Here is a 26817-nt window from a genome sequence, read left to right as displayed (position 1 = left end):
TCAGGGGTGTCCTCGACCGTGGCGAATCCGGCTCCCCAAGCAGACAGGCGAAAGCGGTTCTCCCGCGCCTGGCTCCTGCGTTTCCTCGTCGCCGCGGCGTCGGGTTTCACGCTGTACCTGAGTTTCGCGCCGCGCCCGTTGTGGTGGCTCGCTCCGCTGGCGTTCACCGGCTTCGCACTGGTGGTACACGGACGCCGGTTCCGCGGCGCCTTCGGCTACGGGTTCGTGTTCGGGCTGGGGTTCTTCCTGCCGTTGCTGACCTGGTTGCTGGATTTCCTCGGGCCGGGCTTCGGGCCCTGGCCGTGGCTCGGCCTGGCGATGGCGCTGGCGGTGTATCTCGGCTTCGGCGGGGCATTCGCCACAGTGGTGTGGAGGCTGCCGCTCGGGCCGCTGTGGGCGGCGCTGGTGATCATCGCGATGGAGACCCCGCGCACCTGGTTCCCCTTCGGAGGGTTCCCGTGGGGCCGTGTGGCGTTCAGCCAGCCTGAGGGCGCTTTCGTCTCACTGGCCTCGATCGGCGGCGCCCCGCTGGTCGGTCTCGCCGTCGTTCTGACCGGCTTCGGTCTCGCGGCGCTGTGCCTGCGGCTCAAGGCCTCCGATCCTCGGCGCTCCGTGATGGCCGCGGCCGCCGTCACCCTCGTACCGGTGGTGGCGGGCCTCGCGGTGTGGCCCACGATCGGCACCGAAGCCCAGGACGGCGAACTCACCGTCGCCACCGTCCAGGGCAACGCCCCCGACATCGGGCTGGCGCTGGAAGGCCGTCGCGACGAACTCCGGAACAACCACCTCGCCGAGAGCGCCCGGCTGCTCGAGAAACTCAAGGCGGACAACACCAAGGTCGATCTGCTGGTCTGGCCGGAGACCGCGATGGCGATGCGGACCGGTGACGCGGGCGTCGACCGGATGGTCCGCGACTACGGCGTCCAGGCGATCATCGGCGCACTGGTCCGGCTGCCGGACGGTTCGGCGCAGAACTCCGCGCTCGTCTGGGATCCCGTCACCGGTCCCGGCCAGCGCTACGCCAAACAGCAGCTCGTCCCGTTCGGCGAGTACGTCCCCGCCCGCGAGCTCGCGAAGCTGGTGACCCCGTTCGTCGACAGCGTCGCGAACATGACCCCGGGTGACGGCGCCAACTCCGCGCTGTCGGTCGCGGGGACCAAGGTCGGGGTCTTCATCTGCTACGAGACCGCGTTCGACTACCCGGCCCGGGAGTCCGTCGCCAACGGCGCGGAACTGCTCGTCGTGCCGACCAACAACGCTTGGTACGGGCCGGGGGAGATGAGCTACCAGCAGCTGGCGATGTCGCGGCTGCGAGCGGTCGAACATGGCCGCGCTGTGATCGTCTCCGCCACCAGCGGGGTCAGCGCGATCGTCGCCCCCGATGGTTCGATCACGGCCTCTACCAGCCTGTTCACCGCAGATTCCCTGGTGGGGCGCGTACCGCTCAGGCAGCAGACTACGCTGTCGGATCTACTCGGTGTGACGACGGAGTACGGGCTGCTCGCCCTGGCGATCGCCGGGGTTACCGGCGGGTACGTGCTGCGTTTCCGCACCCGGCGCGCGAGCGCCGCCAAGGCAACGAGGGAAGCGGCGGGCTGACCCGCCGGAACACGGAGGAAAAGCGGATGGCGCAGGCGCCACGGGGGGACCAGGGAATCGAGCCGGTGCTGGTGGTGGTCCCGACGTACAACGAACGGGACAACATCGGGCCGATCCTGGAACGCCTGCTCAAGGCACTCCCGGACGTGAACGCCCTCGTCGTCGACGACGGCAGCCCGGACGGGACCGGCGACATCGCCGACGAGCTCGCGAAGGCCGACGAGCGGATCCAGGTCATGCACCGGACCGAGAAGGCCGGCCTGGGCGCCGCGTACGTCGCGGGGTTCCGCTGGGGTCTCGCCCGTGACTACGCCACCATCGTCGAGATGGACGCCGACGGCTCGCACGCGCCGGAGGATCTGCCCCGGGTGCTGGCGGCGCTCGAGGACGCGGACCTGTCCATCGGCTCCCGCTACGTTCCCGGCGGCAGCACGGTGAACTGGCCGTTCCAGCGCAAGGCGCTGTCCTGGGTGGCGAACTTCTACGCGAAGGTCGCGCTCGGCATGAAGATCAACGACATCACCGCCGGTTTCCGCGCGTACCGTCGTTCGGTGCTGGAGAAGCTCGCGCTCGACGAGATCGCCTCGCGCGGCTACTGCTTCCAGATCGACCTGGCGTTCCGGACGAAGCTCGCCGGGTTCGAGGTGGTCGAGGTGCCGATCACCTTCACCGAACGTGAGATCGGTCAGTCGAAGATGAGCGGTTCGGTCGTGCGCGAGGCGATCGTCATGGTCGGCATGTGGGGGATCAAGCGTCGCTGGCAGCAGCTTCGCGGGCTGGTCAAGAAGGGCTGACCCCCAGCACGCTCACGCCGAGCTTCCCCAGTTCCTTCACCGTCGGTTCGTCCGGCGCCGCGTCGGTGATCACGCCCGCGACGTCGGACAGGGGGAGCACGGTGAACGGCGAGGCCGCGCCGATCTTCTCCGAGCTGGCCAGCACGTAGGTGTCGGCGGCGCGTTTGGCGAGCGTGCGTTTCATCGCGGCCTCGTCGGAGTCCCCGGTGGTGAGCCCGGTCTCGGGGTGCACGCCGGTGACGCCGAGGAAGAACAGATCGGCGTTGATCCCGTCGGCCGCCTCCGCCGCGGCCGCGCCACAGGTGACGGCGGAGTGCTTGAAGAGCCGTCCGCCGATCAGGAAGACCTCGACCTTCGGATGGGTGACGAGCGCGGCCGCGACCGTGGGGCTGTGGGTGACGATCGTCGCTTCGAGATCGACGGGGAGCGCCTTCGCGAGCGCGAGCGCGGTCGTCCCGCCGTCGAGGATGACGGTCGACCCCAGCCGGATCAACGCTGCTGCACGTTTCGCGATGCGCTCCTTGCCCGCGATGCTGACCGCCATCCGCGTCGCGTAGTCCGCGGTGGCGGGGGAAACCGGCAAGGCTCCGCCGTACACCCGCTGACACAGCCCAGCCTCCGCGAGTTCTCGCAGGTCACGGCGAATACTGTCCTCGGATATGCCGAGTTCGGCGGCGAGATCCTTGGCCACGATCCGGCCTTCGGTCTTCAGTCGTTCGAGCAGTAGGTCTCGACGTTGCGCAGCCAGCATTTGCACGATCCTCCTTGTTCATGCCGATTGTTGCACATTATGCTCCGGCTCATGACCAAACCTCTGATGATCCTCATCGCCGGCCCGTACCGCTCCGGCACCGGCGACGACCCCGAACTGCTCGCCCGCAACCTCGCCCGGCTCGAAGAGGCCGCCTGGCCGATCTTCCGCAGCGGGCACGTGCCGATGATCGGCGAGTGGGTCGCGCTCCCGGTGCTGCGCGGCGCGGGCGGGACGACCGTGGCCGACCCGGTCGCCAAGGAGGTCATGTACCCCACGGCCGACCGGCTGCTGCACCACTGCGACGCCGTCCTGCGCCTGCCGGGGGAGTCCACCGGCGCCGACCAGGACGTCGCGATCGCACTGTCCCGCGGCCTGGCGGTGTACCACCGCATCGAGGACATCCCCGGGTACCGCGCCTAGAGCTCCGCCAGCACCGCCTGGATCGCCGGGCTCGCCTCGGCGCTGCGGCGCCACGCCGCGTGCACCTCACGCGTCGGCGGGCGCCGCAGCGGACGGGCGACCAGCCCTTCGGCCAGCGGCGGCCGCGCCAGTCGCGGGATCAGCGCCAGGACCTCACCCGAGGCGACCAGCGACAGCTGCGTGGAGAAATCGTCCACCAGATGCCGCACGTCGGGCTCCTCGGGCAGACCGGCGAACAGGCGACGGAACCACTGATGACAGACCGTGCCGGGCGGGCTGGTCACCCACGCGTACCCGGCCAAGTCCGTACCTTCGAGAGGCTGCTCGGCTCGCGCCAGCGGATGGGACTCGGCCATCACGACGTCGCCGAGGTCGGTGTGCACCAGGCGCCGGGACAGCGCGGGCGACAGCGGGACGGGCAAACCGTCGGCGTCATGAAGGAGCGCGAGGTCGGCGGTTCCGGCGTCGACGCTGTGCAAGGCCTGGCCGGGGTCCTGCTCGCTGATGTGCAGGCGCAGATCGGGGTAGTTCGTCAGCAGGCACGGATGGACAGGCGCGAGCAGCCCGCGGATGGCGGTCGAGAACGCGGCCACGCGCAGGACACCGCGGGGCGCGCCCTCCGCGACCGACTGGGCGGCCTCGGCACAACGTTCGAGTGCCTGGAACACCTCCAGCGAAGAGTCGACGACGGCCTGCCCCGCCGGCGTGAGTACGACTCCCCGACCCGCCGGAGCGAGTACGGGCGTCCCGATCTGCCGCTCCAGCCGTTTGAGCTGCTGCGACACCGCGGAGGCCGTGAACCCCAGCTCGTCCGCTGCCCGCGCGAGCGTCCCGAGTGCGGCCACCGACCGCAACGCCCGTAAAGCCCCGACCTCGATCATGAAGCAAGGCTACGCAATATCGACCAAAAAGCATCGCTGGACCGCAGGTATCGGCGCCGACAGGATCGAGTACATGACCGAATCGCTCTTCGGCTCCAACCTCGTCGCCATGGTCACCCCGATGGAACCCGGCGGCGCACTCAACGAACCCGGCCTCGCCCGCCTGGTCGACCATCTCCTGACCACCGGATGTGACGGCATCGTCGTCGGCGGAACCACCGGCGAGTCACCCACCCTCACCGATACCGAAGCCGCCTTGCTCGTCCGCACCGTGGCGGCACGAACCGGAAACCGGGCCCGCGTGGTCGCCGGCGTCGGCACCTACGACACCACCGCCTGCATCCGGCGGGCCCACGAAGCTCAAGCGGCCGGGGCGGACGCGCTCCTGCTCGTCTGTCCTTATTACTCCAAGCCGACGCAAGCCGGGATCGTGGCGCACTGCCTGGCGGTGGCCGACGCGACCGAACTTCCCGTGATGCTCTACGACGTCCCCGCCCGTACCGGAACGGCCATGGAAGCGGCCACCCTGCTCGAACTCGCCCGTCACCCCAGGATCCGGGCCGTGAAGGACGCCAAGGGAGACCTGTTCGAGGCGATGTCCGTCATGGCGGGCTCCCCGCTGGCCTACTACTGCGGTATCGACGAACTCAACCTGCCCTACCTCGCCGCCGGTGCCACCGGTCTGGTCAGCGTCGTCGGCAACGCCTTCGCCGACCGCAACGCCCAGCTCATCAGCGCGGTACGCGGGGGAGACCTCGACACCGCGCGGGTACTCAACGCGGCACTGCACCCCTTGACCGAGGCGATCATGCGCACCTCACAGGGGGCGATCATGGCGAAGGCGGCGCTGGCCGAACTCGGCATCATCCCGCACGCGACGGTCCGGTTGCCGCTGCTCGAATCGCCGCCCGACCACCTGCGGCGGCTGACCGAAGCTCTGGCGCCTCTGGTCGCCGGGCTGGTCCCGGCCTGACTCGCTTCCCCAAGACATGGCGAAGCCCCCGCGGAGGGAGGTCGCGGGGGCTTCGCTGTGTTCGTGGTGGGGCTAGCTACTTGGCCGTTGCGTCAGGCGGACCGGGTGGTCCTGCGTCCCTTCAGCTCGGCGAGACGTTCGTTGAGCAGATCTTCGAGCTCCGGAATCGAGCGGCGCTCCAGGAGCATGTCCCAGTGCGTCCTCGGGGGCTTGACCTTCTTCTGCTCCGGCTGTCCGCCGTCCACGATCTCGGACTCGCTGCCGTGCAGCCTGCACTCCCACACCGAGGGGATCTCGGCGTCGTCGGAGAAGGGCACCTCGAACTCGTGGTTCTTGGGGCAGGCGTAGCGCACGGTGCGCCGAGGAGCGAGATCGTGGTTGCGGTCGGTCTCGTAGCTGACCGCTCCCAGCCGGCTTCCACGGAGAACACGGTCGGCCATGATGGGGGTCCTTTCAGTCAGCTCCGGGTGGAGCCAGGGTGATGCTCACCCTATGCAACGACGGGGAGGGCCAGAGGATTCCCTGGACACCATGTCCTTGCTCACGATGAGCTGTGTCACCCGGTGGCAACAGCTTCTCCTAGTAGGAGTGGTTTCGCGCTCTGGCGTGACGTCAATACGGCCATCTTGGTGCGGATATCCCCCAGATGGGCTAGTAGTACGCCTGTCATGTCAACCGTAACTGACCGTGTTGGGCCGAGGTAGGCCCCAGGTCGCCCAGTCGAAAGTGCCGACGGCACAATACCTGATAACGGACAGTGTTCAATTCACCCTCAGAACGTGATGTCAATGAAGTTTCAACTAGCGGTTGCTCGGTATCCGCCACCACAACGGTGTCCCCGGCTCTCAGCACCTCACCGTCGGACACCCTCGCGTTGAACCGTCCCGTCTGCCCGCACCAGCACAACACCTCGACCTGAACCGGCTGCAGCTCGTCCGCCAATTCGAACAACCGCGCCGCACCCGGGAACAACATGCTCCGGAAGTCTGTCGCGATACCGAAGCAGTACACGTCGATTTGGACGTCATCGGCCAGTTCAGCCAGCTGATCCACCTGAACAGGTGACAAAAACTGAGCTTCGTCGACGATCAAGTAGTCCACGTGCCGTCCCGCCGCCCACTGCTCACGCACCAGCAACCGCAGATCGGTCTCGTTCCCGACCTCGGTCGCCTTGCGCGTCAGCCCGATCCGGCTGGTGATCTGCGGCTCACCGGAGCGATCGTGCCGCACCAGCACCATCCCGCGACGACCCTGCCGCGCGTGGTTGTGGTCGATCTGCAACGCCAGCGTCGACTTCCCGCAGTCCATCGGCCCGTAACAGAACTTCAACTTCCCGACGACCGGCACACCCCGCCGTGAACCCGCCACCGGCACCGACGACAACGCGTCCGTGGGGTCCGGGCCACTTTCCTTCAGTACGGTCACGACGCCCGACCCTATCGGCACGCTCCCGGCTCACAGCACCGCCGGTGGTCGGTTACCCGCCGCCTCGATCGCCCGCCGCACCGGGACCAGCCACACGAACACGAAACCGAGCACGAAGAAGATCACCAGCGCGATGATCGCGTACCGGAACGAACCGGTGATCTGCCCGACCGCGGCGAACAACAGGGGACCGAGCCACGACGTCCCCCGCTCACCGACCACGTAGAGCGAGAAGTACTGCGCGTCCTTCCCCTCGGGGATCATCTGCCCGAACAACGATCGCGACAGCGCGTTCGTTCCGCCGAGCACCAGCCCGATCCCGACCGCCACCGCGTAGAACTGCAACGGCTGCCCAGCCTGGATGAAGAACGCGAAGCACAACACGACCGTCCAGGCCACCAGGCTGCCCAAGATCGTCTTCTTCGCCCCGATCCGGGCCGCGATCGCACCGTGGATCATCGCCCCCGCGTACGCGAGGAACTGGATCACCAGGATCGTCACGATCAGCACCGTGGTGCTGTACTTCAACTCGTCCTTGCCGTACTGCGCCGACACCGCCACCACCGTCGTGATCCCGTCGGTGAAGACCAGGTAGCTCCCGAGGAACGCCAGCGTCAGGGGATAGGCCCTCGCGTCCTTGATCGTCCGCTTCAGCTCCTTGAACCCCGCCGTCAGCACCGACAGGCCACGCTCGGCCGACTTCGGCACATGAGTCTGGGGGAGTGCCCGCACCGCCGGAAGCGTGAACACCGCCCACCAGATCCCCGACGTCAGGAAACAGATCCGGATCGCGAGATGCTCGCTCACCCCGAACGCCTCATGCCCCATGAAGAACCCAAGCTGCAACGCCAGCGCCAGGCCGCCACCGAGATACCCGAACGCCCACCCCCTCGACGACACCGAGTCCCGCTCGTCCGGCTCCGCGATGTCCACCAGGAACGAGTAGTAGACGACCAGCGCACCGCCGTACCCGATGTTGGCGAGGATGAACGTCCAGACGCCGACCTGCCAGTTCGTCCCCGCGATGAAGAACATCAGCGCCGACGCCACCGCGCCCAGGAACGCGAACCCGCCGAGGATCCGCCGCTTGTGCCTGCTCCGGTCCGCGATCGCGCCGGCGATCGGCAACACCAGCACCTGCGTCACCGTCGCGATGGACAGCAGATACCCCCACAGCGACCCCGCCGGGAAATGCAGCCCGAACAACGACACGTCACAGCTTTGAAGAGTGCTCGAAGCACCACTCGAATCGGTGCACGGCCTGTCCCCGTTAAGGGTGAAATTCGCCTTGGCATCCGAGGACGCGATATCGCTCAAATAGAGCGCTCCGAACACCGTGATGACCGACGAATAGAACGGCGAATTGGCCCAGTCGTAGAGGTACCAAGCCCGCCATACCCGCTTGCGTTCACGGGTCACGGCCACCGTCATGTACTGCTCCTGAAGTCGAGAACGTCGAGGTCAGCGGGAGACTACTGGTGATCGCGGCCCCCTGTCCGGCACGAGTCCGGACCGTGTTCGTTTCGACGCGAGACGAACACGGTCCGGCCACCTTCCCGACCATCGTCGGCGTGTCGCTGCCACGGTCGACGTGTGTTTCGTGTGAGGCTGGTGGTTGTGTTGTGACTCTTGTGAAGCAAGTGTCCGGTATTTACTGTTCCGCTCATGAGGACCCATCGCCTTCGCACAGCACACCGCGTAGTGGCGAGAACGCTCCTGCTCGCCCTCGCCGTGACGGGCCTGCAGATCGCCACCACCGGATCCGCCGCCGCGGATCCCCACGGCTCCCACTGGGCCAAGCTCCGCATGTGTGAATCGAGCGGGCGCTACAACATCAACACCGGCAACGGCTACTACGGCGCCTACCAGTTCGACCTGCCCACCTGGCGCAGCGTCGGCGGCCAGGGACGACCCGACCAGGCCAGCCCCCGCGAACAGGACTACCGGGCCCTCTACCTCTACCGCATGCGCGGCTGGCAACCCTGGGAATGCGCCGGCAAACTCGGCTTCCGCAACGACGGCGACGGCCGCAGCAAACGCGTCCCGTCCTACGACGACTCCGCCTACATCGGCGGGGGAGGACAACCCGCCCCGCCGCCCCCGCCCAAGCCGAAGCCCACTCCGCCCGCACCACCCGGCGGCCCCAAACCGGCCTGGCCCGGCGTCGTCTACGCCTACGGCGACTGCGCGGCACCGCTCAAGCTGTTCCAACTGCGGATGAACGCCTACGGCTACGGCTTCACCGGAACCGGCTGCTACTACGAGAAGACCCGCGAAGCCGTCCTCGCCCTCCAGCGAGCCAACGGCATCAACGACTCAGGCCGCCTCGGACCCAAGACCTGGGACGCGGCGTGGAGCGGCAAACCACCGCGGTAACCCCTCCGCCCAATGCTATGAAAGGCCCGTTACTTGCAAATTTTGCAAGTAACGGGCCTTTCATAGCGCGCGAGGGGAGCGGCAGGCGAGTCACGAAGGCCAAGCGCCCCGCTCCTGAAGAACCTCACGCAGCAGATCCGGCCGGTCCGTCACGATCCCGTGCACCCCCAGATCCAGCAGCGACCGCATCTCCGCCGGGTCGTCCACCGTCCATGTGTGCACCTCGAAACCCGCCCGCGCCGCCAGCCGCAGGAACGACCGGTCCACCACCTTCAACCGCCCCTGCCGCACCGGCACCTGCGCCATCGCACCCCGCGACAACGCCCGCAGCGAGATCAGCGGCAGAAACCCGTTCGCCCACATCACCGCCACCGAACGCGGTCCCATCGCCGTCACCAGCTTCGGCCCCGCCAGCTTCCGGATCCGGGCCAGCCGCGCGTCGGAGAACGACGCCGCCGCGACCCGGTCGTGCGCCCCGGTCCGCTCGATCGTCCGCACGAAAGGCGCGACGGCCTCGTTCGACTTCACATCGATGTTGAACCGCGCCTCCGGCAACTCCTCGAGGACCTCCTCCAGCCGCGACAACGGCACCCGGCCCCCGATCTTGACGTTCCGCAGCTGCGCCCACGTCTGCCGGGAGATCAACCCCGCACCATCGGTCGTCCGGTCCAACGACGCGTCGTGATGCACGACCACCACGCCATCCGACGTCGCGTGCACGTCCGTCTCGAGATAGCGATAACCCTCCGTCACCGCCTGCCGGAAGGCGGGGAGCGAGTTCTCCAGCCCTTCCAGGTCACCGAGATGCCAGCCCCGATGGGCGAAGGCACGCGGGAGCGGATCGGCGAGGTACGGAAACAGTGTCGACACCCCACTAGTGTGCACTTCGGTCGTGGCCCCGGCATGAGCGTCCGATGGCCAGCTAGGGTCTGACCCGTGAGGGAAGTGGCCGAGCACCCGAAGACGTCCGCCGAAGAGGTGTCCGAGTTACGTCGCGCGGGGGCACCCAAACACTGCGGATGGTGCGGCAGGCGACTCGAACAGGGCGGCAACGTCGGCAGGCGCCGCCGTTACTGTGGGCAATCCTGCCGCCAGCGGGCCTACGAACGCCGGACCGCCCTCCAGCGCAGCGGCCTCCCCGAGGACGCCGTCGTCCTCTCAGACACCGAGATCGCCGCCCTGCAGGACAGGCTCTTCCAACTCCGCTGCGCCGCCGAAGACATCGTCACCGCGGCCGACGACGGAGCGTCCTTGGCCGAACTTCGCGGCCTCGCCGACGAAATCGCCCAGGCGGCCAAGGACCTCGAACAGCTCCGCTGACCTACAAGATCCCGTCCAGCGCCCGATACGTCCGGTTGCTCGCCGCCGCCGCCCGTTGCTCCCGCCCCGTCGCCTCGATGTAGTTCTGACTGGTCGCCAAGCTCGCGTGCCCCAGCAGCGCCATGATCTCCGACGCCGTCGCACCGTCCTCGGCCAGCCGCGTCGCGAACGTGTGCCGCAACGCGTGGAGGTTCGCCCCGACCGGCACACGGTCGTGCAGCCCCGCCCACCGGTAGCAGGATTTGACCAGGTACTCCAGCGCGCCGCGGCCGATCGGCTCGCCCGCACGATCCCGGAGGAGGGGAGTGGAGGGCCCGAACCGCTGCTGCGCGAAGCGACGGCGGCAGGAGGCCAGGTACTCCTCGATGATCTTCTCCATGATCGGCTGGACCGGGATCGACCGGTCGCGGCTTCCCTTGCCGTGAACGTGCAGCCGCATCTCACCCTGACGACCGACCAGCGACCGCGTGGTCAGGGCTCGCATCTCCGCGGCACGCAGTCCGGCGACCAGGCCGAGCGCGATCACCAGGACGTCCCGCTCCGGCCACGGATCCCGCGTCCGGCGGGAACCATCGGCGGCGGCCGCGAGCAACTGCTCCGGGGTTTCCTCGCCCCGCAACGGTTTCGGCGTCAACGGCGGCGCCTTCGGCCGGGCGACCGCGCCCATCGGGTTGCCCGCGAGCAGACCGTCGGACACACAGAAGGTGAGGAACTGGTTCCAGGTCGACCACGCGCGCAGGACCGAGCTCTTGGCGTGCGTGTCCGCGAAGGCACCGAAGGCGTTCCGGAGTGCCTGGGCGGTGAGCATCTCGACGGTGAGGTCGTCAGGGGAGCGGTTGGACTCGCGGAGCAGCAGCTCGGTGATGCCGGCGAGGTCGCGGCGGTAGGCGTCGGTGGTGTGAGGAGAATCCTTACGGGGACGACGTGCGGCGAAAAAGGCTTGCTGTGCCTCGGAGACCCTCATGAGAACCTTGTACCGCATGGCACCGACAATCTTACACTGGGTTATATTCCGTTTCATGCATAATAGTGATTATGCATGAAACGGAGTGACGGGTCCGGAAACCCCTCGCGGGGGATCCTGGTCCGCTCGTTGGCCCTCAGGGTGTCATGAAAGAGTCTCTCCTGACGCTTTTCGTCCCGAATGACCCTTTCATGACGCTTGGGTCACCTGGGAGGCCGCAGGCCTGAGGTGAGCAGGCTGGTCAGGCGAGTTAGTCAGACGAGCTGCCGCTGAACACCTCCGTTGATCATCAACGGCCGAGACGCCTGGATTGATTCGTCACAGTGACGTAATGAGCTTGGGTGATCGGTCATCCGTTTTGGGTTGCCGGGGGTGCCCTGACCGCTTCAGGAGACCAAGGGGTGGTCGGGTTCAGGGAGGGCTGAAGGGGCCCATGCCCGCATGTCACGCGACGAAGGGAGCTTTCCCCGCGTGACATGCGACGAAAGGCCCCTTCAGCTCACGCCAGAGACCCCTCTCAGGCCTTGTTATCCAGGTCGTCCAAAGTGCCGATAATGTACATTATGTCAAGTAAGGTTGATTAGGTGGCCCCAACCGGCCCCCTGACTCACTCGGCCTGATCGAGCCCGCGTTGGCCACACAGACGTGTGGTTCGATGCCCTGGTGATCCCGACCGAAGCGGACCTCGCGGACGCGTTGACCACGGCCGCTCGTGCCGCTGTCTCGGATCTGTTCCGCGGCAACCCTGGCCACACCTTCTACTACGTCACGCTGACCACGCCCGGCGAGGCGTTCGGTCCTGCGCTGTCGGCGTGGTCACGCGAGGCGCTGGCACAGCGATCGGATGCTGACGACGTCCGCTACTCCTACGCCGATTCGCCGTTTTCGATCCAGGGTGAGCAGTATCTGGAGCCCGTCCGCGAACTGTTCGCCGCCAGGCCGGCGGTGTTCGACATCGCCGATGACGACGCGTCCGACGCGGAGTTCGCTCTTCGGCTGCGTGCGATGGAGACAGCGCTGCTCAGGCTGGCTGATGAAGGGCTGTTCGGTGTCGGCGAGGCTCGGGCGGACGTGCTGGCCCTGGTCGAGGTCGTTCCTGGCGACGAGGAAAATGTCGACCGAGCTAGTCGGCTCAACCCGCCCGGGCCGGCGCTGGATGCTTGGCTGGCCTACTGGACCTCGTAGAGACCGCTGCTCCCCTGCCGGTCAGGAGCGTTCTGTGATGGCCTCGCGCTATGGTCATCCGCGGAAACGAACCTGGGGGTTAGACGAAATGTCCGAGAACACCACTGTGCGCGTCGATCCGTCCAACGAGCGGATGCTGCAGGCTTGGGACGGCAACGACGGCGCACTCTGGGCGAAGCGCGCACAACGCTTCAACGACGGTGTCGCCGCGTACCGCGACATCTTCTTCTCTGCGGCCGGCATCCAGTCGACCGACAACGTCCTCGATGTCGGCTGCGGCGCCGGTCAGACGACACGGGACGCCGCAGGCCAAGCCAGCGCCGGTTCCGCGCTCGGCGTGGACCTCTCCAGTGAGATGCTCGGCGTCGCTCGTCGGCTCGCCGAACAGGAACGTGTTCCCAACGTCTCGTTCGAACAGGTGGACGCTCAGATCCATCCGTTCCCCGAAGGCGGCTTCGATGTGGTGGTCAGCAGGCACGGGTCGATGTTCTTCGGTACTCCCCTGGCCGCGTTCGCCAACCTGGCCCGTGCGACGCGTCCTGGCGGCCGTCTGGTCCTGTTGACGTGGCAACCGTTGCGGCTCAACGAATGGATCACCACTTTCCGGACGATCTTCGCCGCGGGCCGTGAGGTGCCGACCTCGAATCTCCCGCTCAGCGATCCGCTCGAAACCGAAGCGCTGCTGAGCTCCGCCGGCTACACCGACGTCCGGTCGACCGCGGTGGACAAGCCGATGTACTTCGGCCAGGACGTCGATGACGCGGCGGAGTTCATCGTCGAGCAGCACGGCGGACGGCTGAGCGACCTGGACGAGAACACGCGCACCAAGGCCGTCGAGACCTTGCGTGCCGACCTCGCCGGGCACCAGACCGACCGAGGCGTCTTCTATCGCTCGGCGGCCTGGCTCATCGAAGCCCGGCGTCCTTGAGCCGCTGCTTGCGGACGATCAGGTAGGCCTGCGGGGTGCTCTCGAATTCTTCGGACGGCTCCCGGACGAGCTGGGAAAGCACGCCGAACCCCGCCTCCCCCAGTTGTTCGGCGATCTTCTCCGGCGCCAGCCGGTACGCGTCGCAGGAGATGTCGTGCCCGTAGGCGTGCTCGATGTGGCGCACTTCGTCGCCGACTTGGAACGCCACCAGCAGATGTCCGCCTGGGGCGAGGATCCGGTGGAAGTCGGCGAAGATCTCCGGCAGCCGCTCCCTTGGTGTGTGGATGATCGAGTACCACGCGACGACGCCCGCCAGCGCTCCGTCCTCAATGGACAAACCGGGCATCTCCCCGATCTCGAAGTCCAGGTGCGGGTACCACTTCCGGGCGACGGCGATCATCTCCGGCGAGAGGTCGACGCCGCGGATGTCGAGCCCCAGGCCGTGGAGATAGTTGGTGATGCGGCCGGGACCGCAGCCGATTTCGGCGACGCGGCCGCCGCCGGCGGCTTGGACGAGTTCCGCGTAGGCGCCGAGCATGGCTCGATCCCAGGTGGAGCCGGCGAGGTGGTCGCGGAGGAGTTCGGCGTAGTCGGCCGCGACCGTGTCGTAGGCGGTTCGGGTCACTTGGAGGTAGTCGGTCACGGCGGGGACCCTATCCCCCGGCACCGACAACAATCGTCGCGTACAGCTCGTCGTCGGTGATCACTTCGGGCGTCAATCCGTTGTGTGCCATGGCTTTCGCGGTGCTCGCGGCCTGGCTCTCCCCTGTTTCGATCAGGAGGTGCCCGCCCGGCGCGAGCCATTGTGAGGCTTCCGCGGCGACGCGCCGGTGGACGTCGACGCCGTCCTGTCCGCCGTCGAGGGCGATGCGGGGTTCGTGGTCGCGGGCTTCGGGCGGCATCATCGCGATGGCGTCGGTCGGGACGTAGGGGGCGTTGACGACGAGGAGGTCGACGTGGCCTCGCAGCGACGCGGGTAGGGGCGTGTAGAGGTCGCCCTCGAACACCTCTCCCCCGGCGTCGGCGACGTTGGCGCGGGCGCAGCGGACGGCGGCGGGTTCGATGTCGGCCGCGTAGAGCCGGATTTCGCCGAGTTCGGCGGCGATGGCGGCGCCGAGCGCGCCGGTGCCGCAGCAGAGGTCGAGGACGACCGCTCCGGGCCGGGCGAGGGTGAGGGCGTGGCGGACGAGGAGTTCGGATCGTTGGCGTGGCACGAAGACGCCGGGTTCGACGACGATGCGGAGTCCGTGGAATTCCGCCCAGCCGAGGATGACTTCGAGGGGTTCGCCCGCGACGCGGCGTTCGATCATGGTGTCGAGGTCCGCGGGTGTGCGGGCTTCGGTGGCGAGAAGCCGGGCTTCGTCTTCGGCGAAGACGCACCCGGCTGCCCGCAGCCGGTCGATGATCGTCACTTGTCCCGCAGCCTGGTGAGGATTCCGTCGAGGGCCTGGCGGACGGTGTCGGGGACGCCGTTGGTGCGCAGGTCGGTGAGGAAGTGTTCGTTGAGTCCGCCGGGGGTCATGTGCTTGCCGACGAGGGTTTCGAGGGAGCCGTTCTGCTGGAGCAGGGATTGGCCGAGTTGACCGAAGATGTGGCTGGTGAAGGTGGTCGCGGTGGTGTCTTCGATGCCTTGGTCGGCCATCCAGGCGGCGATGGTGCCGAGGTAGTCGAGGTGGGCGGCGAAGGTGGCCGTGGCGGCGCTGAAGATTTCGAGGTCTTTTTCCGCGTCGGGGACGATGCTGCCGCCGATGCTGTCGAAGAGGGCTCGTGCTTCGGCGTTGTCGGGGTACATGGCGGTGAGGCTTTGGCGGCGGGATGCCGGGGGCAGCGGGATGCTCCGGACGACTTCGCCTGCCGGTGCGGCCCACTCGCGCAACTGCTCGAGGCGGACGCCGGCGAGGGCGCTGATCAGGACGTGGCCGGGCCGGAGGGTCAGGTCGCGGAGGACTTCCTCGGCGATCGGCGTGCGGACGGCGAGGATGATCGTCGTGGCGCTGTCGGCGACGGCTTGGTTGTTGTCGCAGACCGTGACGTTGGCGAAGCGTGCCGAGAGTTCTTGTCCGACGCTGCGGCTGCGCGGTGAGAGGAAGATCGAGGGCGGCTCGGCGATGTCCTTGCTGAGGCCTTCGACGATGGCGGCGGTGATCTCGCCCGCGCCGATGAATCCGTAGTCCATGGTCACTCCTGCTCAGGCGCCGGTGTCGCCGTCGATGCGTTCGCGGATGAGGTCGGCGTGGCCGTTGTGGCGGGCGTATTCGCCGATCATGTGGACGTAGAGCATGCGGAGCGAGAAGGGGTCGCCGCCGAGGTCGAAGGTGTCGTCGAGGGATCCGTCGGCGGCGGCTTCGTCGGCCAGGCGGATTTCTTCGAGGAGGGTGTTGTAGGCCTCTTCGGCTTTGGTGGCGTCGAGGACTTCGAAGTCGTGGTCCTTGCCGAGGGCGGGGTCGTAGAGGGGTTCGATGTCCTGTGCGGTGTAGCGCAGGCGGAACCAGATGCGTTCGACCTTGGCCAGGTGGCGGATGAGGCCGAGGAGGGTGAGGTTCGAGGGCGGGACCGACGCCTGGGCGAGCTGTTCTCCGGTGAGGCCGGCGCATTTGCCGAGGAAGGTGCTGCGGTGCCACGCCAGCAGGGAGGGCAGGAGGATGCGTTCGTCGGCGGCGGTGTCGCCGGACGGACGGGTCACCTCGGGGGCGGTCCATGTCATAGCGGCGATCATGCCATCGGGTGACAAGGGGTTTGTGGTGAGCCGCGCGACGGGGGCGTGAGCGGGGTCACGTGAGGCGGGCTGAATCCTTTCGCCGGGGTGGCGGCTCTTGTAGGGGCCGGGACGAGCTCGGCGCGGGAGGAGGGGTTGTCGTGGGGGTCGAGTGGCCGAGGGAGTCTTTGATCGTGGCCGCGCAGGGCGGGGACGAGTCCGCCATCGCCGCTCTGGTCTCGGGTTCCCATCCGCATGTGCAGCGGTTCGCGCGTTCGCTGTGCGCTTCGCCGGAGGACGCGGAGGATTCCGTGCAGGAGGCGCTGATCGTCCTGTACCGGAAGATCGGCACTTTGCGTGCTTCCGGAGCGCTGGCGTCGTGGATGTTCCGGATCGTGCGGAACGAGTGTCTTCGCCGGGCTCGGCGGGCGTGGCGTGGTGACGAGCTGATGGGTGCCGATGCGGTGGTCTCGGCGGAGGAGGACGCTCTGCAGCGGTTGGAGGCGCGGCGGGTGGCCGCGGCGATCGCGGAGCTGCCCGCCGATCAGCGTCGCGTCTTGATCATGCGTGACGTCCAGGGGTATTCGGGCCGGGCGGTCGCCGACGCGCTCGGGTTGAGCACTCCCGCGATGAAGTCCCGGCTGCATCGGGCGCGGGCGACGGTCCGTGCGCTGTTGCAGGTTCGCTGATCCCTTTCTCCCCTTCCTGCTCTATCTCTTGAGGAGTCTTCATGCTCGAAATCGGATCTACGGCCCCTGATCTCGCCTTGGAGGACACCGCCGGGACGGTTGTCCGGCTGTCGGATTTCCGCGGTTCGGACGACGTGCTGCTCTACTTCATGCGCTCGACCACGTGCCCGGTGTGCATCGGCCATGTGAAGGACCTCGCGAAGCTCGCCGATGTGCGTGTCCTGGTCGCGGTTCCGGAAGGGCGAGCCGAGGCGGCGGCTTGGCGGGCGAAGCGTGGGCTGTCGCTGCAGGTGGTGACCGGCCGGAGCGGTACGCCGCACGAGGCCGTCGGGTTGGTAAAGAAGGTGTTCGGTGCCCTGCAGCAGTCCGGGAGCGTGCTGATCGGGCGGGACGGGGTGGTCCGCCATGCCCATGGGGCGACCTTGCCCACGGCTGCGTACGACAAGAAGGGCATCGCCAGGGCGATCGAGGAGCTGGTTCGCACACGTTGACTGAAGGTGTGAATCAGTGCTTCACTTCTTGCGTGCCGTATCGCCGTACACCGAAGGTCCAGGAGCGCCTGGACGCCCAGCGCGACGCCGTCCTCGCCGCTGCCATGGAGCAGTTGGCCGAGCGCGGGTACGCGGGTTGTTCGGTGTCGGCGGTCGCGGAGCGGGCCGGGGTGGCGGTCGGGAGCGTGTACCGCCACTACCCCACCAAGGCCGCGCTGGTCGTGGAGCTGTTCCGGAAGGTCGTCACGCGTGAGGTCGAGGCGGTGCGCGCGGTGTCGGAGCGGCCCGGCACGCCGGCGGAGCGGGTCGTGGCGGTCTTCGACACCTTCGCGAGCCGGGCGCTGAAGACGCCGCGGATGGCGTACGCGCTGCTGGCCGAGCCCGTCGACGCGCCGATCGAGGCCGAGCGCCTGGTGTTCCGGCGCGCGTTCCGCGATGTCGTGGCCCAGCACGTGGCCGACGGTGTCCGGTCGGGGGTCTTCCCCGCTCAGGACGCCGAGGTCACCGCGGCGGCGCTCGTGGGGGCGGCGGCCGAGGTGCTGATCGGCCCGTTGACCACCGGCAGTGCGGACGAGGTGTCCGGGCTGCGCACCTTTGTCCTGCGTTCTTTGGGAGGTTCCGATGCCGGTCACTCATGAGGTCACCAACCAGGTGCCGCCGCTGGCGGAGTACGACGCCGCCGCCGATCCGGCTCTGCTGGAGGGGCTGGATCGGGCGGACGCGGGCTGGGCGGTGGCGGAGGTACACGCCCTCGGCAGGCTGGCCGGGAGCGAGCAGGCCCAGGAGTGGGGCAGGCTGGTCAACGAGAACGAGCCGGTGCTGCGGACGCACGACCGGGTCGGGAACCGGATCGACGAGGTCGAGTTCCACCCGTACTGGCACGAGTTGATGGACGTCGCGGTGTCCCACGGGCTGCACGCGACGCCGTGGCGGGATTCCCGGCCGGGTGCGCACGCGGCGCGGGCGGCGAAGATGTACGTCTGGGGTCAGGTCGACGCGGGGCATACGTGCCCGATCTCGATGACGTACGCGGCGGTTCCGGCGCTGCGGTTCAATCCCGAGCTTTCCGAGCGGTACGAGCCGCTGCTGGCGTCGACGGAGTACGACTTCGGGCTGCGTGAGCCGAGCACGAAGCGCGGGCTGATCGCCGGGATGTCGATGACGGAGAAGCAGGGCGGTTCCGACGTCCGGGCGAACACGACGACGGCGCGGCCGCTCGCTGACGGCAGCTATGTGATCGTCGGGCACAAGTGGTTCACCTCGGCGCCGATGTCGGACATGTTCCTGACGCTGGCCCAGGCGCCGGGCGGGCTCTCGTGCTTCCTTCTCCCCCGCGTCCTGCCGGACGGCTCGCGCAACGGGATCCGGGTGCAGCGGCTGAAGGACAAGCTGGGCAACCGGTCCAATGCGTCGTCGGAGATCGAGTACGACGACGCGATCGGATGGCTGGTCGGCGAGGAGGGCCGTGGGGTGCGCACCATCATCGAGATGGTGAACAACACCAGGCTGGACTGCGCGGTCGGGAGCGCGTCGGGGATGCGGTACGGCGCGGTGCGGGCGGTGCACCACGCGCGGCATCGTCGTGCGTTCGGGGCGAACCTGGTGGATCAGCCGTTGATGGGCAACGTGCTGGCGGACCTCGTCGTGGAGTCCGAGGCGGCGACGACGGTCGGGATGCGGCTGGCGGCGGCCACCGACCGGCCGGGTGACGAGCAGGAGCAGGCGTTCCGTCGGCTGGGGCTGGCGGTGACGAAGTACTGGGTGTGCAAGCGCGGTCCTTCGCATGCGGTGGAGGCGCTGGAGTGTCTGGGCGGCAACGGGTATGTCGAGGAGTCGGGGATGCCGCGGCTCTATCGCGAGGCTCCGCTGATGTCGATCTGGGAGGGGTCGGGCAACGTCGCGGCGCTGGACGCGTTGCGGGCGATGGCGAAGCAGCCGGAGTCGGTGGCGGCGTACTTCACGGAGGTCGAGCAGGCGGCCGGTGCCGACGCGCGGCTGGACGACGCGGTGGGCAGGCTGCGCAAGGAGCTGTCCGATCTGTCGGACATCGAGTACCGGGCGCGGCGGCTGGTCGAGTCGATGGCGCTGGTGCTGCAGGGCTCGTTGCTGGTGCGGCACGGGGCGCCGGCGGTGGCCGACGCGTTCTGCGCGTCGCGGTTGAGCGGCGATTGGGGTGTCGCGTTCGGGACGCTGCCGTCCGGTGTGGACACCCGGGCGATCATCGCCCGTGCCGAGGTCTGAGTCGACGCTCAGTACTCGCCTGACCACGTGGTGCCGATTACCCCGGCCGGACCGGCTCCGAGCACTGCAAACAGCCGCAGGATTGCGGAATTCGGGTGCATCCAGGGCCGCGTGTGTCGGCTACGTTCGTCGGTCATGGTCGATCGCCGAAGATGCCTGGCCCTGGTTCCCCTCGCGCTGTTCGCCGCCGGTTGCGGGTCGGCCGAGCCGACGCCGATTTTCGCCGCGGCGAGTCCGAGGCCTTCGACCGAGAGCGTGCCGATGATGGAGGCGGCGGCCCCGTCCGGTGCGCCGTTCGTCGCGGCGGACGGACGGGACTTGAAGGCCTGCGGTGACGGGGAGTGCGAGGTGCTGGTGCGGACCGGCGACCAGATCCCCAACGACGGCGGAGCCGGGCCGCTCTCGGTGACGATCCAGGCCGGGAAGGCGGGGCTCGCGCCCGCTTCCGGCGGGATGGGCGAGGCGGTGTCCGGTCCGCCGGGGATGGTCCATCAGATCAACCGGCAGGTGATCGTCGTCGTCGCGGTGCGGGACGGTGACGGGATCATCCGGCTCAGCAAGAAGTAGCGGATCAGTTCAGACCGGCCATGAACTCACTGAGCAGCCGGTTCGCCGTGCTCGAGGTGTACAGGCGCTCGACGTCGGCGCGTGCCACCCGATGGCGGAACTCCCCTCGGTAGGTCGCGTCTCCGGCGTCGTGGACGGTGTCGGTGAACCATGTCGCGAAGGCCTGGTAGTTCCACACGTCACGCAGGCGGGTGTCGGAGTAGGCGTCGAGCAGGCTCGGATCGTCGTTCTTGTAGTGGCGGACCAGTGCCTCAGCGAAGACGTCGGCGTCGTGGAGGGCGAGGTTCATGCCCTTGGCGCTCATCGGCGGGACGATGTGCGCGGCGTCGCCGAGCAAGTGGAGCCTGCCGTGGCTCATCGGGCTGATCATCTCGCCGCGCAGCGGCACGAGTTGTTTCTCGACGATCGCGCCCTTCTCGGTGAGCGGTTCGCCGAAGCGGGCTTCGAGTTCACTCCAGATGCGCTCGTCCGGCCAATCCTCGGTGGTGTCGTCGAGCGGGCACTGGAGGTAGAACCGGCTCGCTCGCGGTCCGCGCCCGAACTGGGCGGCGAATCCGCGCCGGTGGATCGCCATCAGTGTCTGCTGGTGAGCTGTTACCTCGGCGAGGATGACCAGCCAGGCGTAGCCGTATTCGTGGGTGTGGCGGGTGATGCGGTCTTCGGGGATGGCGGTCCGGGTCGCGCCGTGGTTGCCGTCGCATCCGGCGATGAAGTCGCCTTCGACGGTCGATCCGTCGCCGAGCCGGACGCGAGGACGTTCGTGGTCCTCGATGGTCACGTCGGTGTCGAACCGCAGGTCGCCGCCGTCCTGTTCGAACACGGTGATGAGGTTCCGGACGAGGACCTGCTGGGGGCAGAACCGGCCTTCCCTGTGTTCTTCGACGGAGAGCGGCAAGGGCCGGGGACGGCCGTCGATGCGGAAGCCGAGGTTAGGCTCGGCGGGAGCTCCGGCGCTGACGCGGTCTTCGAGGCCTCGTTTCCGGAAGGCACGGGCCGCTCTGGTGTCGATGACTCCGGCGCGCTGGCGGTGTTCGACGTATTCGCGGCTGCGTCGTTCGAAGACGACACAGTCGATTCCCTCGCGGAGCAGGAAGTTGCCGAGCGCGAGACCGGACACGCCTGCGCCGATGATCAGGACGGGCTTGGTTTCCTTCGCTGTGGACATGCTTCGAGTTTCGCCGAGGTCGAGGCGTCCTACTACCGGTATCCTGACGGTCCATGCTGGAATTCCGCCGAGGCTTGCAGCCGGGTGACACCGGCCGGGGATCGCTGACCCACGGGCAGCTGGTCGGCCCGCATACCCATGTCCGGGGCCAGCTGCTCTACCCGTCCACGGGCGCGCTCGCGACCACTACCGCGCGGGGGACCTGGGTCGCGCCGGCGAACCGGATCACCTGGACACCGCCCGGATTCGAGCATTCCCATCGGGCGTACGGCGAGACCGAGGTCAGGCGCATCGACCTGCCCGTCCGGCTGGGCCGTTTCCTGCCCGCTCTGCCTTCGGTCTTCGCGGTGACGCCGCTGTTGCGTGAGGCGCTCCTGGCGCTCAGCGATGGCCGTCCTCGGGGTCCGGGGCCTCGGCACCGGCTCCGCGGGCTGATCATCGACGAACTCACCGGCGCTCCGCAGCAGGAGCTGTACCTGCCCGAGCCCGCCGACGACAGGCTGCGCTCGGTGACCTCGCTGCTGCACGCCGACCCGGCGAGTTCCGCGACGTTGCGTGAACTCGGGCGGGCCACCGGCGCCAGCGAGCGCGTGCTCAGCCGGCTGTTCCACGAAGAGCTCGGCGTGAGCTTCCGGCAATGGCGCAGCATGCTCCGCGTCCAGCACGCACTCGTCCTCCTCGGGGACGGGCACGCGGTGACGACCGTCTCGGCGCGGCTGGGCTGGGCGAACCCCACGAGCTTCATCGAGGCTTTCGTCGCCGTGGTCGGGGAAACCCCGGGGCGCTACCAGACCGGACTACGGCGAAGGTAGTTCTGTACCTACTAGTATGTACGGTATGCATGCGATGCAGTACGAGATCACCCTCCCCGCCGACTACGACATGGGCATCATCCGCGAGCGCGTCGCCACTCGAGGGCATCTGCTCGACGACTTCGGCGGCCTGGGGCTGAAGGTGTACGGGATCCGCGAGCGTGGTGTCGACGGCTCGACGCTGAACCAGTACTCGCCCTTCTACCTGTGGCACGACGAAGCCGGGATGAACGCCTTCCTGTTCGGCGGCCCGTTCAGCGGCATCGTCGAATCGTTCGGGCGTCCCGAGGTGCAGCACTGGACCGTGCTCGGGTTCGAGGAGGGACCGGCGTTCGGCACTCCCCCCGCGGCGGCGGGGAAGCACGTCGTGCCCATCCCTGCCGAGACCGACCCTGTCGCCTTCCTGGGCGAGGCTCTCGACGGGCTTCGTGAACACCTGCGACAGGACGGCGCGCATTCGGGGGCGCTGGCCGTCGATCCGCGGACCTGGCAGGTGGTGCGCTACAGCCTGTGGCGTGACGAGGCGCCTGAGTCGGACGAGGTCCGGTACCGGATCCTCCACCTGTCCTCGCCGCATCTGGACGAGCTGCGGCGAGGACGGCAGTGGGATCAGCCGAGCAGTGCGGCGAACAGCGCGCCGGGGTCGGTTTCGGGCGGCCCGGCGGGCCACTGATCCCGGTACGGGTACCAGAGTCCGTCCTTGCCCAGCCGCACCTGCACCCCTGTCCCGTGGACGGTGCACTGGTTGCGTTCGACGTCCAGGCCCTCGCCGGGATCGTCGACCACTTCGGTGAAGGCGGCCCGTGCGCGGCCCATCGCCTGCGACGACGGTGTCCACGCGGTCTCCAGGACGTCGAGACCGGCCCGGCCGCCGTGCCGCCAGGCGAGCACCGCGCGGTCGAACTCCTCACCGTTCTCGGCCGGGCGCAGCCGATCGGCGGCCTCCGGACGGGTCGCGGCGAGACGGACGGCGTCCTGTTTGCGGGTGAGCTTCGGCTGCGACGTCAGGAGCGCGCCCGCCGCCTGGCTCGCGTTGGCGGCCAGCAGGGCGAAGGTCTCCGCGGGGATGCCGGGCGCCCCGGGCACGGTCGGTCCTCCGGCGGGCGCGAACCCGGCGAGGTCCGGCAACGGGCCGGGCTCGTCGGCGTAGGCCCGCTCCGCAGGTGTGTCGTCGTCCCCGGTGCGCACGAACCGAGGCGCGTTACGCCACTGCAGTTCGTCGAGGAGCTCCCGCTCCCCCTTACCGCGCATCAGCAGCAGCACGAACGGATCCGCGTCGAGCAGCCACGAGGCCTGGAACGACAGCGCCGCGGCGTGACGGCACGGCAGTTCCCAGCCGGGACAGTCGCAGTCCGGGTCGAGGTCGCCGATCCCGGGCAGCAGATGCACCCCGGCGTCGTCGGCGGCTTCGACGAGGTCGTGTGGCATGTCCCGGTCCAGCAGCGCCGCGAGATGCCCGGCACGGGAAGCGACCCTGTCGAGGAAGCGGTCCCATTCGGTGTCGGTCAGTTCCGCGAGGCGGACCTCGGTGCGGTACTGGCCTTCCTGGTCGTCGACCACGGCGCCGATCCGTCCGGGGCTGACGGTGATCGGGCCGACCCGGCCCCCGGCGGCGTACTTGCGGCCTTGTTTGAGCTGCCGCAGGTCCAGCGCGGTGTCCTCCATCGCGTTGATCCACGCGCGGCCCCACCACGAGCGGGCGAACTGGCCGTGTCCGCCCTGGGCCCCGAAGGCGGGGAAGCCGCGGACGCGATCGTCGGGCGTACTCATCGGCGACTCCTCAACTCGACCAGATCGGCCAGCTCCGCGTCGGTCAGTTCGGTCAGGGCGGCTTCGCCACCGGCGAGCACCGCGTCGGCGAGCGCGCGTTTCTCCCGCAGCATCGCCGCGATCCGGTCCTCGACCGTGCCCTCGGCGATGAGCCGGTGCACCTGCACCGGCCTGGTCTGCCCGATCCGGTACGCGCGGTCGGTCGCCTGGTCCTCCACGGCGGGGTTCCACCAGCGGTCGTAGTGCACGACGTGGTCGGCGTGGGTGAGGTTGAGCCCGGTCCCGGCCGCCTTGAGCGACAGCAGGAACACCGGGACCTCGCCGGCCTGGAACCGGCGCACGAGTTCTTCGCGTTTGGGCACCGGGGTACCGCCGTGCAGCAGCTGGGTGGCGATGCCGCGCTGCGCGAGATGACGTTCCAGCAGCCGTGCCATGGCGACGTACTGCGTGAACACCAGGACCGCGCCGTCCTCGGCGAGGATCGTGCCCAGGAGCTCGTCGAGCAGTTCGAGCTTGCCCGACCGGCCGTCCAGCACCGCGTCCGACGGTTCCTTGAGGTACTGCGCGGGGTGGTTGCAGATCTGCTTGAGCCCAGTGAGGAGCTTGACGATCCGGCCGCGCCGCGCGATGCCCTCGCTGCCGGCGATCTCGGCCATCAGTTCGCGCACCGTCGCCTCGTACAGGGCGGCCTGTTCGGCGGTGAGCGTCACCGGCCGGTCGGTTTCGGTCTTGGCCGGCAGTTCCGGCGCGATCCCCGGATCGGATTTGCGGCGGCGCAACAGGAAGGGGCGCACCAGCCGGGAAAGCCGTTCCGCGGCCTCGGGGTCCTTTCCGGACTCGACCGGTTTCGCCCACACGCGGCGGAAGTCGGCCATCGTGCCCAGCAGCCCGGGGGTGGTCCAGTCGAGGATCGCCCACAGCTCGGAGAGATTGTTCTCCACCGGGGTGCCCGTCAACGCCACCCGCGCCGACGACGTCAGCGTTCGCAACACCTTCGCCGTGCCGGAGCGGTGATTCTTGACGTGCTGGGCCTCGTCGGCGACCAGGAGTCCCCAGTGGACGCCTCCCAGCGGTCCCGGGTCGACCCGCAGGGTGCCGTAGGTGGTGAGCACGAATCCGTCGCCGAGCCCGTCGAGCGAGCGCTCGGTGCCGTGGAACCGCCGCACCGGGACACCGGGGGCGAACCGGGTGATCTCCCGTTCCCAGTTCCCCAGCAGCGACGCCGGGCAGACGACCAGCGTCGGGCCTTGCGCGCGGTGCAGGTGGAGCGAGATCAGCGTGATCGTCTTGCCCAGACCCATGTCGTCGGCCAGGCAGCCCCCGAGCCCGATCGACGTCATGGCGGTGAGCCACTGCAGCCCGCGCAACTGGTAGTCGCGCAGGGTCGCGGCCAATCCCCGAGGCGGGGACTGCGGTTCCGGCGGCGCGAGCAGTCGTTCCCGCAAGGCGGCGAGCCACCCGTCGGTGAGGACGTCGACGCGTTCGCCGTCGACCTCGGCCGTCCCGCTCAAGGCGGCGCCGAGCGCGTCGATGGGAGTCAGCGGTTTCAGGGCGCGATCGCGGGCCTTGGCCGCCAGCGCCGGATCGACGAGGACCCACTGGTCGCGCAACCGCACGACGGGCCGGTGGGCCTCGGCCAGTGCGTCCATCTCGGCCGCGGTGAGCGGTGCGCCGCCGAGGGCCAGCTGCCAGTCGAACTGCAGCAGGGTGCCGCCTGCGAAGAACGACGGGAGGTCGTCCGGCGGTGCGTCACCACCGCCGACGACGGCTTTCGCGCTCAGGTCACGGGCGAGATCGGCCGGCCAGTGCACGTCGATGCCCGCCGTGGCCAGCACGGGCGCGGCGGTGGTGAGCAGCTCGGTGATGTCGGTGTCGCGAAGCCCGACCTCGTCGGGGACCGCCGCGCCCAGCAAAGGTTCCAACGGTGGCCACAGCTGGGCCGCGCGGCGCAGGGCCAGCATCACGTCGATGCGGGCCCTCGGACCGAAACGGTCGTCGCCGGACCAGAGCGCGGCGGCGTCGATCAGGACGCCCGGATCGGCGAGGCTGTGCACCTGGACGACCCCGGTGAAGCGGCCGCTGGTGAAATCGTCGCCGGGTGCCTCGATCCGCACCGAGACCCGGACCCCGGAGTCCAGCCCGGCCGCGACCTCGGCCGCCCAGTCCCGCAGCTGCGGGACGCGATGCGAGGGCGCGGCGGCGAAGGCTTTGACGCCCGCCGCCTGCGCGGCCGCGGGCGTGCGGGGAAGGGTGTCGGCGACGGCGTCGAGGAACGCGCGCAACAGCGGATACCGGGCGGGCAGCAGGTTCCCGTCGCCCGGTATCGCCCGTGCCCGCGCCGGCATCGCCTCGGACAGTTCACGCAGCCAGGCGGCATCGGCGGGTTCCAGAGGACCTGCGCGCCAGGCGTCCACATCGGACTCCGTGACCCCGGGCAGCAGCCTGCCCGCCTCGGCGAGCTTCAACGCCGCCGTGGCGGCCGTGCTCCAGAAGCGCGCCGAGGAGTCTTCACTCGTGCGCAGCCGCAGGAGGGCGGGGAGCGCTTCGGCCATCGGGAGCCGGACGCAAGGGACCGTGGCGACCTCAGGGAGGGCGACAGTCACCTCCCCGGTTCCCGGCGTGTCCCCCTCGGCGTTCCAGAAGACGAATCCGCTGGTCCGGGCCGGAATCTTCGGTTCGAACGCGACACTGTCGAAACCGTCGTGAGACGTCACTCAACCCCAATCTCTGTACGGTGTACAGTTCAGAATAGCACAACTCTGTACAGC

General features: G+C 68.8%; 29 protein-coding genes. 15 read left to right on the top strand and 14 right to left on the bottom strand.

Going from position 1 to position 26817, the window contains the following annotated elements:
* Window positions 1-6: 6 nt before the first annotated feature.
* Window positions 7-1599 (top strand): apolipoprotein N-acyltransferase, encoded by a 1593-nt coding sequence (lnt, locus tag ACLJRM_RS18795; RefSeq protein WP_410663764.1) that lies wholly within the window; start codon window positions 7-9, stop codon window positions 1597-1599.
* Between the two features lie 26 nt (window positions 1600-1625).
* On the top strand, window positions 1626-2393 hold the full coding sequence (locus ACLJRM_RS18790) for a polyprenol monophosphomannose synthase (RefSeq protein ID WP_101607829.1): 768 nt from the start codon (window positions 1626-1628) through the stop codon (window positions 2391-2393).
* On the opposite strand, the gene ACLJRM_RS18785 is transcribed toward ACLJRM_RS18790, so the two are convergent.
* Window positions 2380-3144, bottom strand: coding sequence for a DeoR/GlpR family DNA-binding transcription regulator (locus ACLJRM_RS18785; protein ID WP_101607830.1), 765 nt, complete (start codon window positions 3142-3144; stop codon window positions 2380-2382). The two genes, ACLJRM_RS18790 and ACLJRM_RS18785, sit on opposite strands and share 14 nt — an antisense overlap.
* A 51-nt stretch (window positions 3145-3195) precedes the next feature.
* Between ACLJRM_RS18785 and ACLJRM_RS18780 the strand changes: the two genes are divergently transcribed.
* Window positions 3196-3567, top strand: a complete 372-nt coding sequence (locus tag ACLJRM_RS18780) for a DUF4406 domain-containing protein (protein ID WP_410663763.1) — start codon at window positions 3196-3198, stop codon at window positions 3565-3567.
* Here ACLJRM_RS18780 and ACLJRM_RS18775 read toward each other — a convergent pair.
* Window positions 3564-4448 (bottom strand): LysR family transcriptional regulator, encoded by an 885-nt coding sequence (locus ACLJRM_RS18775; RefSeq protein WP_410663762.1) that lies wholly within the window; start codon window positions 4446-4448, stop codon window positions 3564-3566. The two genes, ACLJRM_RS18780 and ACLJRM_RS18775, sit on opposite strands and share 4 nt — an antisense overlap.
* Before the next feature lie 73 nt (window positions 4449-4521).
* Here ACLJRM_RS18775 and dapA point away from each other — a divergent pair, with 73 nt between their 5' ends.
* Window positions 4522-5421: a 4-hydroxy-tetrahydrodipicolinate synthase gene (dapA, locus tag ACLJRM_RS18770; protein WP_410663761.1), complete on the top strand. Its 900-nt coding sequence runs from the start codon at window positions 4522-4524 to the stop codon at window positions 5419-5421.
* Window positions 5422-5513: 92 nt separating this feature from the next.
* On the opposite strand, the gene ACLJRM_RS18765 is transcribed toward dapA, so the two are convergent.
* The 3 genes from ACLJRM_RS18765 to ACLJRM_RS18755 all read right to left on the bottom strand — a co-directional run bounded on the left by ACLJRM_RS18765 (window position 5514) and on the right by ACLJRM_RS18755 (window position 8277).
* Window positions 5514-5861 carry an RNA polymerase-binding protein RbpA gene (locus ACLJRM_RS18765; protein WP_005151365.1) on the bottom strand — a complete coding sequence of 116 codons (348 nt, stop codon included), beginning with the start codon at window positions 5859-5861 and terminating at the stop codon, window positions 5514-5516.
* A gap of 226 nt (window positions 5862-6087) precedes the next feature.
* The gene (locus tag ACLJRM_RS18760) at window positions 6088-6846 is read right to left on the bottom strand and encodes a thymidine kinase (protein ID WP_410599042.1); all 759 of its coding nucleotides are present in this window, start codon (window positions 6844-6846) and stop codon (window positions 6088-6090) included.
* A gap of 30 nt (window positions 6847-6876) precedes the next feature.
* Window positions 6877-8277, bottom strand: coding sequence for an MFS transporter (locus ACLJRM_RS18755; protein WP_101607834.1), 1401 nt, complete (start codon window positions 8275-8277; stop codon window positions 6877-6879).
* A 270-nt stretch (window positions 8278-8547) separates the two neighbouring features.
* Between ACLJRM_RS18755 and ACLJRM_RS18750 the strand changes: the two genes are divergently transcribed.
* Entirely contained in the window at window positions 8548-9222 is a 675-nt protein-coding gene (locus ACLJRM_RS18750; RefSeq protein WP_168214322.1) for a transglycosylase family protein, read from the top strand.
* A 90-nt stretch (window positions 9223-9312) separates the two neighbouring features.
* On the opposite strand, the gene ACLJRM_RS18745 is transcribed toward ACLJRM_RS18750, so the two are convergent.
* On the bottom strand, window positions 9313-10092 hold the full coding sequence (locus tag ACLJRM_RS18745) for a glycerophosphodiester phosphodiesterase family protein (protein WP_101607836.1): 780 nt from the start codon (window positions 10090-10092) through the stop codon (window positions 9313-9315).
* Between the two features lie 66 nt (window positions 10093-10158).
* Between ACLJRM_RS18745 and ACLJRM_RS18740 the strand changes: the two genes are divergently transcribed.
* Window positions 10159-10542 carry a hypothetical protein gene (locus ACLJRM_RS18740; protein ID WP_101607837.1) on the top strand — a complete coding sequence of 128 codons (384 nt, stop codon included), beginning with the start codon at window positions 10159-10161 and terminating at the stop codon, window positions 10540-10542.
* 1 nt (window position 10543) lies between these two features.
* On the opposite strand, the gene ACLJRM_RS18735 is transcribed toward ACLJRM_RS18740, so the two are convergent.
* Window positions 10544-11524, bottom strand: a complete 981-nt coding sequence (locus tag ACLJRM_RS18735) for a tyrosine-type recombinase/integrase (RefSeq protein ID WP_101607838.1) — start codon at window positions 11522-11524, stop codon at window positions 10544-10546.
* Between the two features lie 645 nt (window positions 11525-12169).
* On the opposite strand from ACLJRM_RS18735, the gene ACLJRM_RS18730 reads away from it, so the two are divergent.
* Window positions 12170-12691 carry a DUF4303 domain-containing protein gene (locus tag ACLJRM_RS18730; protein WP_410663760.1) on the top strand — a complete coding sequence of 174 codons (522 nt, stop codon included), beginning with the start codon at window positions 12170-12172 and terminating at the stop codon, window positions 12689-12691.
* A gap of 88 nt (window positions 12692-12779) precedes the next feature.
* Window positions 12780-13619 (top strand): class I SAM-dependent methyltransferase, encoded by an 840-nt coding sequence (locus tag ACLJRM_RS18725; protein ID WP_410663759.1) that lies wholly within the window; start codon window positions 12780-12782, stop codon window positions 13617-13619.
* Here ACLJRM_RS18725 and ACLJRM_RS18720 read toward each other — a convergent pair.
* The 4 genes from ACLJRM_RS18720 to ACLJRM_RS18705 are packed head-to-tail and all read right to left on the bottom strand — an operon-like array spanning window position 13597 to window position 16335.
* Window positions 13597-14262 carry a class I SAM-dependent DNA methyltransferase gene (locus ACLJRM_RS18720; RefSeq protein WP_410663758.1) on the bottom strand — a complete coding sequence of 222 codons (666 nt, stop codon included), beginning with the start codon at window positions 14260-14262 and terminating at the stop codon, window positions 13597-13599. The two genes, ACLJRM_RS18725 and ACLJRM_RS18720, sit on opposite strands and share 23 nt — an antisense overlap.
* Window positions 14263-14272: 10 nt before the next feature.
* Window positions 14273-15031: a putative protein N(5)-glutamine methyltransferase gene (locus tag ACLJRM_RS18715; protein ID WP_101607842.1), complete on the bottom strand. Its 759-nt coding sequence runs from the start codon at window positions 15029-15031 to the stop codon at window positions 14273-14275.
* Window positions 15028-15795: an NAD(P)-binding domain-containing protein gene (locus ACLJRM_RS18710; RefSeq protein ID WP_101607843.1), complete on the bottom strand. Its 768-nt coding sequence runs from the start codon at window positions 15793-15795 to the stop codon at window positions 15028-15030. Before ACLJRM_RS18710 ends, ACLJRM_RS18715 begins: the two co-directional genes overlap by 4 nt.
* A 12-nt stretch (window positions 15796-15807) precedes the next feature.
* Window positions 15808-16335: a DinB family protein gene (locus ACLJRM_RS18705; RefSeq protein ID WP_410663757.1), complete on the bottom strand. Its 528-nt coding sequence runs from the start codon at window positions 16333-16335 to the stop codon at window positions 15808-15810.
* A gap of 140 nt (window positions 16336-16475) precedes the next feature.
* Here ACLJRM_RS18705 and ACLJRM_RS18700 point away from each other — a divergent pair, with 140 nt between their 5' ends.
* From ACLJRM_RS18700 to ACLJRM_RS18680, 5 genes are all read left to right on the top strand, one after another.
* Window positions 16476-17003, top strand: a complete 528-nt coding sequence (locus ACLJRM_RS18700; protein WP_410663756.1) for an RNA polymerase sigma factor — start codon at window positions 16476-16478, stop codon at window positions 17001-17003.
* Between the two features lie 41 nt (window positions 17004-17044).
* Complete coding sequence (locus ACLJRM_RS18695; RefSeq protein WP_410663755.1) at window positions 17045-17494, top strand: peroxiredoxin family protein; 450 nt, start codon at window positions 17045-17047, stop codon at window positions 17492-17494.
* Window positions 17495-17526: 32 nt separating this feature from the next.
* Window positions 17527-18132, top strand: coding sequence for a TetR/AcrR family transcriptional regulator (locus ACLJRM_RS18690; RefSeq protein WP_101607847.1), 606 nt, complete (start codon window positions 17527-17529; stop codon window positions 18130-18132).
* The gene (locus ACLJRM_RS18685; protein ID WP_410663754.1) at window positions 18116-19735 is read left to right on the top strand and encodes an acyl-CoA dehydrogenase family protein; all 1620 of its coding nucleotides are present in this window, start codon (window positions 18116-18118) and stop codon (window positions 19733-19735) included. The genes ACLJRM_RS18690 and ACLJRM_RS18685 overlap by 17 nt, the downstream gene beginning before the upstream one ends.
* A gap of 135 nt (window positions 19736-19870) precedes the next feature.
* On the top strand, window positions 19871-20302 hold the full coding sequence (locus ACLJRM_RS18680; RefSeq protein ID WP_101607849.1) for a hypothetical protein: 432 nt from the start codon (window positions 19871-19873) through the stop codon (window positions 20300-20302).
* Between the two features lie 4 nt (window positions 20303-20306).
* On the opposite strand, the gene ACLJRM_RS18675 is transcribed toward ACLJRM_RS18680, so the two are convergent.
* On the bottom strand, window positions 20307-21467 hold the full coding sequence (locus ACLJRM_RS18675) for a 4-hydroxybenzoate 3-monooxygenase (protein WP_410663753.1): 1161 nt from the start codon (window positions 21465-21467) through the stop codon (window positions 20307-20309).
* Window positions 21468-21520: 53 nt separating this feature from the next.
* Between ACLJRM_RS18675 and ACLJRM_RS18670 the strand changes: the two genes are divergently transcribed.
* The gene (locus ACLJRM_RS18670; protein ID WP_410663752.1) at window positions 21521-22279 is read left to right on the top strand and encodes an AraC family transcriptional regulator; all 759 of its coding nucleotides are present in this window, start codon (window positions 21521-21523) and stop codon (window positions 22277-22279) included.
* Between the two features lie 25 nt (window positions 22280-22304).
* Window positions 22305-22952 (top strand): DUF4865 family protein, encoded by a 648-nt coding sequence (locus ACLJRM_RS18665; protein WP_410663751.1) that lies wholly within the window; start codon window positions 22305-22307, stop codon window positions 22950-22952.
* Here ACLJRM_RS18665 and ACLJRM_RS18660 read toward each other — a convergent pair.
* Together ACLJRM_RS18660 and ACLJRM_RS18655 are read right to left on the bottom strand one after the other, a co-directional pair.
* Window positions 22889-24049: an SWIM zinc finger family protein gene (locus ACLJRM_RS18660; protein ID WP_410663750.1), complete on the bottom strand. Its 1161-nt coding sequence runs from the start codon at window positions 24047-24049 to the stop codon at window positions 22889-22891. The genes ACLJRM_RS18665 and ACLJRM_RS18660 overlap by 64 nt on opposite strands.
* Complete coding sequence (locus ACLJRM_RS18655; RefSeq protein WP_410663749.1) at window positions 24046-26763, bottom strand: DEAD/DEAH box helicase; 2718 nt, start codon at window positions 26761-26763, stop codon at window positions 24046-24048. Before ACLJRM_RS18655 ends, ACLJRM_RS18660 begins: the two co-directional genes overlap by 4 nt.
* Between the last annotated feature and the right edge of the window lie 54 nt (window positions 26764-26817).

The organism is Amycolatopsis sp. lyj-84, assembly GCF_046549075.1.
GTDB lineage: Bacteria > Actinomycetota > Actinomycetes > Mycobacteriales > Pseudonocardiaceae > Amycolatopsis.
This window is presented reverse-complemented; position numbering and strand designations above follow the sequence as displayed.

Coding starts and splice junctions, on each gene's coding strand:
- ACLJRM_RS18695 (WP_410663755.1), top strand. CDS start 17,045: ATGCTCGAAATCGGATCTACGGCCCCTGATCTCGCCTTGGAGGACACC.
- ACLJRM_RS18670 (WP_410663752.1), top strand. CDS start 21,521: ATGCTGGAATTCCGCCGAGGCTTGCAGCCGGGTGACACCGGCCGGGGA.
- ACLJRM_RS18705 (WP_410663757.1), bottom strand. CDS start 16,335: ATGATCGCCGCTATGACATGGACCGCCCCCGAGGTGACCCGTCCGTCC.
- ACLJRM_RS18755 (WP_101607834.1), bottom strand. CDS start 8,277: ATGACGGTGGCCGTGACCCGTGAACGCAAGCGGGTATGGCGGGCTTGG.
- ACLJRM_RS18685 (WP_410663754.1), top strand. CDS start 18,116: ATGCCGGTCACTCATGAGGTCACCAACCAGGTGCCGCCGCTGGCGGAG.
- ACLJRM_RS18680 (WP_101607849.1), top strand. CDS start 19,871: ATGGTCGATCGCCGAAGATGCCTGGCCCTGGTTCCCCTCGCGCTGTTC.
- ACLJRM_RS18790 (WP_101607829.1), top strand. CDS start 1,626: ATGGCGCAGGCGCCACGGGGGGACCAGGGAATCGAGCCGGTGCTGGTG.
- ACLJRM_RS18765 (WP_005151365.1), bottom strand. CDS start 5,861: ATGGCCGACCGTGTTCTCCGTGGAAGCCGGCTGGGAGCGGTCAGCTAC.
- ACLJRM_RS18710 (WP_101607843.1), bottom strand. CDS start 15,795: ATGGACTACGGATTCATCGGCGCGGGCGAGATCACCGCCGCCATCGTC.
- ACLJRM_RS18665 (WP_410663751.1), top strand. CDS start 22,305: ATGCATGCGATGCAGTACGAGATCACCCTCCCCGCCGACTACGACATG.
- ACLJRM_RS18660 (WP_410663750.1), bottom strand. CDS start 24,049: ATGAGTACGCCCGACGATCGCGTCCGCGGCTTCCCCGCCTTCGGGGCC.
- ACLJRM_RS18735 (WP_101607838.1), bottom strand. CDS start 11,524: ATGCGGTACAAGGTTCTCATGAGGGTCTCCGAGGCACAGCAAGCCTTT.
- ACLJRM_RS18725 (WP_410663759.1), top strand. CDS start 12,780: ATGTCCGAGAACACCACTGTGCGCGTCGATCCGTCCAACGAGCGGATG.
- ACLJRM_RS18775 (WP_410663762.1), bottom strand. CDS start 4,448: ATGATCGAGGTCGGGGCTTTACGGGCGTTGCGGTCGGTGGCCGCACTC.
- ACLJRM_RS18780 (WP_410663763.1), top strand. CDS start 3,196: ATGACCAAACCTCTGATGATCCTCATCGCCGGCCCGTACCGCTCCGGC.
- ACLJRM_RS18785 (WP_101607830.1), bottom strand. CDS start 3,144: ATGCTGGCTGCGCAACGTCGAGACCTACTGCTCGAACGACTGAAGACC.
- ACLJRM_RS18675 (WP_410663753.1), bottom strand. CDS start 21,467: ATGTCCACAGCGAAGGAAACCAAGCCCGTCCTGATCATCGGCGCAGGC.
- dapA (WP_410663761.1), top strand. CDS start 4,522: ATGACCGAATCGCTCTTCGGCTCCAACCTCGTCGCCATGGTCACCCCG.